General features: G+C 68.8%; 3 protein-coding genes. All 3 read left to right on the top strand.

Going from position 1 to position 2,396, the window contains the following annotated elements:
• A partial coding sequence (locus VFM98_RS15210) for a hypothetical protein (protein WP_325110755.1) occupies positions 1–277 on the top strand: 277 nt, incomplete at its 5' end.
• Positions 264–971, top strand: coding sequence for an ABC transporter ATP-binding protein (locus tag VFM98_RS15215; RefSeq protein WP_325110756.1), 708 nt, complete (start codon positions 264–266; stop codon positions 969–971). The genes VFM98_RS15210 and VFM98_RS15215, both read left to right, overlap by 14 nt.
• Positions 972–999: 28 nt before the next feature.
• Positions 1,000–2,154, top strand: a complete 1,155-nt coding sequence (locus VFM98_RS15220) for an ABC transporter substrate-binding protein (protein ID WP_325110757.1) — start codon at positions 1,000–1,002, stop codon at positions 2,152–2,154.
• Positions 2,155–2,396 lie beyond the last annotated feature (242 nt).

Below are 2,396 nucleotides of genomic sequence, written 5' to 3' on the forward strand. Positions count from 1 at the left end.
ACGGTCACCTTCCGTTATTGAGGTCTCGATGCTGCATCGTCCTCGGCGTTCGCTCTTCTTCTTCCTCGGCGCGCTCGCGGCGCTGCTCGGCTGCGAGACGCCGAACACCGATCCGGGTCCGGGCTCGGTCCCGGAGGTCGCGGGAGAGATCGACGGCACCGTCCTCTACGTCGGCCCGCGCCCGATCTGCACGTACGTGGGGGGCACGCCGGCGGAGATCCGCGGCAACCCCGCGGTGATCGATGCCTACCTGGGAAGCGAACATGCTGACGTTTGACAACGTCTCCCAGCACTACGGCAGCTTCCGCGCGCTGCACGGCGTGCACCTCGAAGCGCGTGAAGGCGAGCTGGTCGTGCTGCTGGGGGCCAACGGCGCCGGCAAGAGCACCATCTTCCTCACCGCCAGCGGGCTGCTCAAGGCCACCGGCGGCTCGATCCGCTTCCGCCACCAGGAGCTCGCGGGCATGAAGCCCTCGCAGGTGGTGCAGCGCGGCGTCGTGCTGTGCCCCGAGGGCCGCAAGCTGTTCCCGCAGATGTCGGTGCTGAAGAACCTGATGCTGGGCGCCTACGTGCACCGCGCCGACGCCGCCGGCAACCGCAAGCGGCTGGACGAGGTGTTCTCGATGTTCCCGATCCTGCACGAGCGGCGCGAACAGGCCGCCGGCTCGCTCTCGGGCGGGCAGCAGCAGATGGTGGCCATCGGCCGCGCCCTCATGAGCCGGCCGCAGGCCCTGCTGCTCGACGAACCTTCGCTGGGCCTGGCCCCGCTGGTGGTCAAGCAGGTGCTCGAGGCCGTGCAGCGCATCAACCAGGCCGGCACCACCGTGCTGCTGGCGGAACAGAACGCGTACGCGGCGCTGAAGATCGCGCACCGCGCCTACGTGCTCGAAGGCGGCCGCATCGTGCTCGAAGGCGACCGCGACACCCTGCTCGGCAACGAGTCGGTCCGCAAGGCGTACATCGGCGCCTGAACCTTTTTATCCCGGAGACAAAAGACCCATGCAATTGCGCTCTCGTCTGAACTGCATCGTTGCCGTCGCGGCCCTGGCCGCCGCCCCCGCCTTCGCCCAGGAGGTGGTGAAGATCGGCTATTCCGGCCCGCTGTCCGGCGGTGCCGCCCTGTACGGCAAGAACGTCCTCGATGGCATGCAGCTGGCCGCCAGCGAGATCAACGCCGCCGGCTTCGAGGTCGGCGGCAAGAAGTACAAGCTGGAGATCGTCGCCCTGGACGACAAGTACAACCCGAGCGAGACCGCGATCAACGCCCAGCGCCTGGTGCAGGAGCACAAGACGCCGGCGATCCTGGTGCCGCACTCGGGCGGCAGCTTCGCGCTGCAGACGCAGAACGAGGCGCAGAAGTACCTGCTGCTGTCGTACACCAGCGTGCCGCAGGTCACCGCGCGCGGCAACAAGCTCACGCTGCGCATCCCGCCGGAGTTCACCACCTACATCCCGTCCTTCGTGAAGCACGCGATGGGCAAGTACGGCAAGAACCTGGCGATCGCCGCCGCCGACCACGATTACGCGAAGGCGTGGATCGCCGCCTTCAAGCCGGCCTGGGAAGCCGCCGGCGGCAAGGTGGTGGCCGAGAATCCCATGAGCTACAACAAGTCCACCGACTTCTACAGCGGCGTGAGCCGCGCGGTGGCCGGCAAGCCGGACGTGATGTTCATCGGCGGCGCTTCCGAGCCCACCGCGCTGGTGGCCAAGCAGGCGCGCGAGCTGGGCTTCAAGGGCGGCTTCGTGATCATCGACCAGGCCAAGATGGACGAGATGGCCAAGGTGATGGGCGGCTACGGCCAGCTGGAAGGCTCGATCGGCGTGCTGCCGCTGATCGACGACCCGGCGCCCGATTCCAAGGCCTTCGTGCAGCGCTTCCAGAAGGTGCATCCGGGCCGCGTGCCGAGCTCGGAAGTGTCCCTGAACTACACCGCCGTGCACGCCACCGCGATGGCGATGAAGCTGGCTGGCACGGTGACTGACGCCACGGCGATCCGCGCCAACCTGGACAAGGCGATGAAGCAACTGCCGCGGGCCTGGAACCCGAACGGCCTGGACGGCGTGGACGAGCGCGGCGGCTCGCTGGCCGACACCCGCGTGGCCGTGATCGAAGGCGGCAAGGTGAAGGAACGCGCGCTGCGCGAAGCCAAGTAAGGGCCGCTGGCCCGTACCCGCAAGGCCGCCCCCCGGGCGGCCTTTTTCGTGGGCGCCGGCGAACGCCCCGGGCTTACAGCCGCGGCAGCCGCATGCGGCACGACGCGACGTAGCGGCACAGCTGCCCGTAGCGGCGCCAGGCGATGAACTGGAGCTGGCGCGAGATCAGCTGGCGCACGGCCGGATCGCCGCACGGCACGGATTCACCCGCGTACGACTCGAGGGCCTGTTCGGCCGTCCTC

This window comes from Ramlibacter sp. (genome assembly GCF_035706265.1).
Classification (GTDB): Bacteria; Pseudomonadota; Gammaproteobacteria; order Burkholderiales; family Burkholderiaceae_C; genus Ramlibacter.